The organism is Arcticibacter eurypsychrophilus (assembly GCF_001730525.1).
GTDB lineage: Bacteria > Bacteroidota > Bacteroidia > Sphingobacteriales > Sphingobacteriaceae > Arcticibacter > Arcticibacter eurypsychrophilus.
This window is the reverse complement of the sequence record NZ_MDFN01000013.1, coordinates 130,052-136,200: the sequence shown is the minus strand read 5'-3', so window position 1 is coordinate 136,200 and position 6,149 is coordinate 130,052. Positions and strand designations below refer to the sequence as shown.

The following is a 6,149-nucleotide window of genomic DNA, read 5'->3' as shown; positions in this document are numbered from 1 at the left end:
GATAATACACCGGTTTGGGGTCGTGGTCGTTATGAATGGTTAAACTTTCACCCCCTAACAGACTATCAAACACCTTGAAAATAGTTGGATGCTTCAATTTAGGTTCGATAAGAGGGACGTTGATGTAATTGGTTTCCAGTGTTTCCATGATTATATGTGTTTTAATATCCAAAGGTAATTAATAAAAGTATTAACTTACTTTTATTGTGATTAATTTACATTTGTCAGATAAGTTTGGTAATTTTCATGAAAAAAAAAGGAGCAGTAAAGCTATACCACACCCTCATTAGTTAATTACGATCTAAAGAAACCACTACATTTTTTGAGTTTATTACATATTATAAAACAGGTTGTCCAGACCCGGAAAGCGAGACATCGCAAGATAATTCAATAACTGAACTTCCTTGAGTTAAAAAAACACTTTATTTGGTTAAAATATTGGGAATTTAAATCTGTACCATATATTGTAAAGGCATTCCATTAATAGAAACATACCACTATGTTTGGATGTTTTTCAAATGTGTCTATATTAATCGCAATTATCACCAACTATTCATAGAATTCTTGCTGCATTTTTAGCCAACGTTAATTAAAATTAAAAACGATTAGTTGAATGCTCCTTCATCGCAAGATCCAGATTAGCAATCTTCTTTAAATCATCAGTAAATTTGATTTATCCATCTGCGGCAAGAATAATTGATCTGAGAAAACTATAGGAATAGCTTTTCCTATGTTTTTTTTATGCACTACTTGTTGTTAATCTGATAGATAGAAAAGGTAGCTCCAGCCATACTTGGCTTTGGGGACATCTTATCCTTACATCCGAAGGATATCCTTAATTTGTAGATTGTTTTTTATTATAGGGGTAAATCCTTCTTTTGTTTTTACCAGCAATCAGATTAAGTTTACAGGAAGTGTGAACTTAAAGGTGCTTCCTTTTCCAAGTTCACTTTCTACACATATATTGCCTTTGTGCTTTTTAACGATTTCGGCACATAAATACAAGCCAATACCGAATCCAGGAATCCGTTCAGTCTCTTTACTTTCTACGCGATAATGGGGGAGGAAAAGCTTATCAATATCTTGCTGTGCTATCCCTAAACCTTGGTCGATAACGCTCAACTCAACACAATTATCCTTCAATGCGCAAGCGATTTGAATAGAAGTACCTTTTTCGGAATATTTGGCTGCATTGCTTAGCAGGTTTACAAGCACCTGGTCTATCTTATCACGGTCAGCGACTACATTAATCATTTCGCAGGGCACCATGTGGATTTTATGGGAAGATGTCATAAATAGAGTTTCGTCAATGACCTCTTTGATAAGCTCATTCAACTTAAAGGCTTGCTTATTAAGGTGGATCTTACCAGCTTCGGCTCCAGATAAATTAAGCAGGTTGTTAATCATATTGATCATTTTCTTAACCTGCCTATCGACTTTTGACATGGTACCAATAGCAAAACTATCTTTCTGCTTAGTGGCCCAGGTATTCAGCATTTGAATATAGGCATTTAAAGCGGTAAGTGGTGTTTTTAGTTCATGACTGACCATGCCAATAAACTTACTTCTCCTTAAATTATTTTGTTTTTGTTCGGTAATGTCAATTACTATTCCTGAAAAATAGTTGTTACCAACATTAGAACTATTAAAGCCACCTGTCAGGCTTAGCCATCTATTTTCATTGTCATGAAAACCAATGACGGGGAACTCAATAAATAAATAAGAATGTTTTTTAAAGGATATTTCTATCGCTTTGTTCACATTTGCTCTATGTTTCTCAGTAATTTGTAATAGTGCTTCCTCAAAAGACATTTCATTTTCGGGATAATAACCGAATAGTTCTTTGGTGCGTTTTGATGGTGAGAATTTTCTTGATTCAACTTCAATAATCCATATACCTACATTTGCAGAATCTAGCGCAATTGTGGCGACATCAATAGCTTGAAAGAGCTCGCTATATTCAGATATAAGGTTGTCTTTGGGAAGCGTATCTCTGTCAGTATTATTATTATCCATTGAGTCAGCAGTAAAATATGATGGTACAAAAGTAATCTATTCTATGATGAGTAATTAGATAAAAAATGTTTAGTGCTTCTTATCTTTTAATTGCGGGACTCAATCCTTTTAATTCATAACCGTCCTTCAGCTGATTTGAAGCCAATTCTAACTTTGTTTTGCTAAAAAGATTAAAGGAGAAAACTTGCTAAATACTGCAGTTTAAGATCATCTTATCCTCACATTTGTTGGATAGCTATCATTTGCAAATGAAGGATTAATGTATGGGAATCAATGTCTCTGGTATTAAAAGCAGCATAAGCAATTTTCCTTCCTTCATGATTGTTTTTGCTTCAACCTTCCCCGGTTAAGTATGGACACTTAATTAACAGCAACGGTATTATTACACATGATCGTCTGATGAATTGATTAAAGAGTAGGCTGATGATCGGCGATTTATTAGATTTGCCCAATAAATTGATGAAAGCGCAATTTCTAAAACGTTCCTCTACCAATTTAAACCAAGAAAAAAGATATTCAATGACTACACAAAAAATCAGGATCGCCTTGCTATTCATGTTTGCCATTACACTGAATCTTACTTCCTTTGCAAAAGAAGTATTTCCGGATGGAACGCCAATACCAGACTGGTTTCGCCAAAACAAACCTACCGATATCAGTAAACTGGGAAAACAGTATCGTATTACAGACTATAACCTAACAAACGACAGTACAGTCATACAGACAAAATTTCTACAGGCTGTTATAGATAAAGCCCATGATAACGGCGGTGGCGTTGTAGTTATTCCCAAAGGAACTTTCCTGAGTGGCTCGTTGTTTTTCAAAAAGGGCACGCACCTGTATTTGGAAGAAGGCGGTAAGTTAAAAGGCAGTGACGACATTAGCAACTTTCCCTTGGTAATGACACGTATGGAGGGACAAACACTGAAATATTTTGCTGCTCTGGTTAATGCCGATGGTCTTGACGGATTTACAATTTCCGGTAAAGGAACCATCGACGGCAACGGACTTCGTTACTGGAAATCATTTTGGCTAAGGCGTGCATTCAATCCAAACACCACCAATATGGATGAAATGAGGCCGAGGCTGTTATTCATCTCCAACAGCAGGAATGTCCAGCTTTCAGGCGTGAAATTAATAAACTCGCCTTTCTGGACGACTCACCTATATAAATGCGAAAACGTAAAGCTTCTCGACCTCTACATATACTCTCCGGAAAAGCCTGTAAAAGCTCCTAGCACCGATGCAGTAGATATAGATGGCTGTGAAAACGTTCTTATCAAGAACTGCTATATGTCTGTAAATGATGACGCCGTAGCTCTGAAAGGAGGTAAAGGTCCACATGCCGACAAGGATCCAAATAACGGAGGCAATCAAAACATCATTATTGAAGACTGCACTTATGGATTCTGCCATGGCGCATTAACCTTCGGAAGTGAGTCTATCCATAACCGCAATATTATTTTGCGGCGTATCAAGATAAACCATGCAGAGCGTTTGCTTTGGTTGAAAATGCGTGCTGACACGCCACAGAACTATGAATACGTTCTGGTGGAAGATATACAAGGCAGTGACATAGGCAACTTCATATTCATACGGCCCTGGACACAATTTTTTGACCTCAAAGGGGAACAGATATCAGGTACGTCTTATGCCAGCAATATAACCATGCGTAATATCAAACTGAATTGTGATAACTTTTTCAACGTAGGAATTGCAGATAAGAATAGTAATACTCAGGGTTACAAATCTAAGTTGTCAGATTTCAGATTTGAAAATATTGAAGTAACAGCTAAGCATTTTCTTGAAGTAGACGCCTCGATAATAGAAAATTTTAAATTGAAGAACGTAATCGTTAATAAGAAAAAACTGTTCTAAGAAACAACTTATCAAAAAAAGCAAGCTGAAAGAAATATAAACTTATCTCAGCTTGCTTTTTTTTTGGAGTTATCTTCTATTTTTTTAAGAGAACCGTTAAAAATTATCTGAAGCATTGGCCCATACTTGTTGATATTACCCTTGGTTGATAGAAAAAAGTTAACGTTTCAATCCGAAAGTTCTCGTCCCGATTTTACTAAAACGTTAAGTCAATCTTTGACAGTAATATCGAATATACAGGTTACATCTATTTTCATAGCTACCATTAAATTGGTTGATAGTTTCGCCAATGCATGACTGGCATTGTTAGGTTGCTACGTAGCCATATCAATGATTACACGCAGTTTTCGTAAGATGTGCATAAAGCGATTGCTTAAATATTATTCACTACTTTTAATAAACAATACCTTAACCCTAATTTATGAGCACATATGCACTGATTACTGGAGCCAGTAAAGGAATAGGAAAGTCTATCGCTTATATTCTTGCAAGCCGAAAATATAATCTGCTGCTGGTAGCCCGCTCAGAAGATGACTTACTAGCCATTAAAAATGATTTAGTCATTAAGTTTGACATTGGGGTTGAAATTTTGACACTTGACCTTAGTGATCCCGCATCAGCATTACAGGTTAAGGAATGGGTTGATCGGAATTCCTATCCTGTTTCAATTCTGGTAAACAACGCTGGCTATGGGCTTTGGGGAGAATTTGAGCATCTATCTAAAGATCAGCAGCTAAATATGCTACAGTTGAATATTACGACAGTCGTAGAACTGACATACTATATTTTACCACTTTTAAAGGCTCAAAAAGAGTCCTATATTTTAAATGTTTCAAGTACAGCTGCTTATCAGGCAGTACCCACGCTTGCATTATATGCAGCTTCCAAAGCTTTTATACTCTCTTTTACCCGTGCACTGAGGTTTGAGCTTAAGAACTCTTCGGTTTCAGTATCATGCTTGTGTCCCGGACCTGTAAACACAGGTTTTGCCGAAAGGGCAGGGTTAAATGGCTTAAGTCAAGTGGCTCAAAAATTTAATATGAATCCCGATCAGGTAGCCGCTACAGCCGTTAAAGGCCTGTTTAATAAGAAATCGGAGATTATTCCAGGTATAACAAATATGATTTCGGCCTATGGTAGTCGTTTTTTCCCAAAGTCTTTAATTGAAAAGATCGCTGCTGGGATTTATAAACTTTAAAATAAAATAATTATTTTCTGATTGTTGTTCAAACAAACAAAAGTTTTAGTATACTTGTGTAATAGAATACCAATTTTATAGGATATGTTACTAGTAAATACTCAAATTTATTCTTCTCCTGTATTAAGACAACATGCTCATTTAGTAAGTGAGAGGTGTAGTTGCTGTTGTTGCTAATCCACTAGGTCAGGCTCCTGATCATAAACAGTTCATTTTCGCAATTTCTTTTTTTAAGATACAGCTATGACATCCTCATATCAAAAATTTACATTAACAGATACTTTAACTGCAGAGCAGAAAGATTTTTTTAACACGCATGGGTTCATTCATTTTAAGAATTTTGCTACCCCAAAAACGGTTCATTCCATTGTGGGTGCATCTCTGGAAGTGCAGAAGAAGTGGATAGAAGCTGATATTAAAAAAGTAAACGGTGTCCCTGTTAAGTATGGCCGCAATCTCGATGGTTCAGCACTTGTTCAGCGGTTCGCTTTTATAAATCAACATCATCCTGTTTTAAGTGGCTTGTTACTTGATCCGCGACTAAAAGCATTGCTTGAACTGGCAGGCGATAATGCACGATTGGGTGAAAATGAAAAAGACGGCATGGTATTGAATCATTATGTCAACGGCCCTGATAGTAAATTCACCAAAATGGGATGGCATACCGATGGACTACGCGATGTTTTTTATGGTCAAAGATTAAACCCTATGTTAAATGTAGGCATCCATCTGAGTACATTAAAGCCTGAAAATGGAGGCTTAAAAATAATCCCGGGGACTCATAAACAAAGTGTTTACCAGATGTTGTTCCGCAAGAAGTATTTCCTGGATCATCTGGCCGATCCAAATGAAGTATCTGTTATTCCAGGAGCTGGTGATCTGACAGTACATGACGGAAGGTTGTGGCACCGCGTAGCCCAATCAGCCGTAACAGGAGAGGAGAGCCGCAGAAGGGTAATTTATATTCCTATTATTGCCGGAAAATACACTCCTAAAAATGAAAACAGTCCAACGGTTTTCTATCAGCGCTTTGCAGGACTGGTTAAATAAGGGGGGG

At 36.8% G+C, this 6,149-nt stretch carries 5 protein-coding genes; 3 read left to right on the top strand and 2 right to left on the bottom strand.

Translation table 11 applies throughout. The features are described from left to right. Together BFL47_RS19285 and BFL47_RS09065 are read right to left on the bottom strand one after the other, a co-directional pair. A partial coding sequence (locus BFL47_RS19285; RefSeq protein WP_139125796.1) for a DUF2249 domain-containing protein occupies positions 1-148 on the bottom strand: 148 nt, incomplete at its 3' end. Positions 149-894: 746 nt separating this feature from the next. Continuing rightward, positions 895-2,016 carry a sensor histidine kinase gene (locus BFL47_RS09065; protein ID WP_069659463.1) on the bottom strand — a complete coding sequence of 374 codons (1,122 nt, stop codon included), beginning with the start codon at positions 2,014-2,016 and terminating at the stop codon, positions 895-897. A gap of 519 nt (positions 2,017-2,535) precedes the next feature. Here BFL47_RS09065 and BFL47_RS09060 point away from each other — a divergent pair. From BFL47_RS09060 to BFL47_RS09050, 3 genes are all read left to right on the top strand, one after another. Beyond that, positions 2,536-3,894: a rhamnogalacturonidase gene (locus BFL47_RS09060; RefSeq protein ID WP_083257089.1), complete on the top strand. Its 1,359-nt coding sequence runs from the start codon at positions 2,536-2,538 to the stop codon at positions 3,892-3,894. 421 nt (positions 3,895-4,315) lie between these two features. Further along, on the top strand, positions 4,316-5,092 hold the full coding sequence (locus tag BFL47_RS09055; RefSeq protein WP_069659462.1) for an SDR family NAD(P)-dependent oxidoreductase: 777 nt from the start codon (positions 4,316-4,318) through the stop codon (positions 5,090-5,092). A 243-nt stretch (positions 5,093-5,335) separates the two neighbouring features. Then, the gene (locus BFL47_RS09050; RefSeq protein ID WP_069659461.1) at positions 5,336-6,142 is read left to right on the top strand and encodes a phytanoyl-CoA dioxygenase family protein; all 807 of its coding nucleotides are present in this window, start codon (positions 5,336-5,338) and stop codon (positions 6,140-6,142) included. The last annotated feature ends 7 nt before the right edge of the window (positions 6,143-6,149 follow it).

What these genes read in the sequence shown, in the direction of transcription:
- BFL47_RS09065 (WP_069659463.1), bottom strand. Translation starts at nt 2,016, where the DNA reads ATGGATAATAATAATACTGACAGAGATACGCTTCCCAAAGACAACCTT.
- BFL47_RS09060 (WP_083257089.1), top strand. Translation starts at nt 2,536, where the DNA reads ATGACTACACAAAAAATCAGGATCGCCTTGCTATTCATGTTTGCCATT.
- BFL47_RS09055 (WP_069659462.1), top strand. Translation starts at nt 4,316, where the DNA reads ATGAGCACATATGCACTGATTACTGGAGCCAGTAAAGGAATAGGAAAG.
- BFL47_RS09050 (WP_069659461.1), top strand. Translation starts at nt 5,336, where the DNA reads ATGACATCCTCATATCAAAAATTTACATTAACAGATACTTTAACTGCA.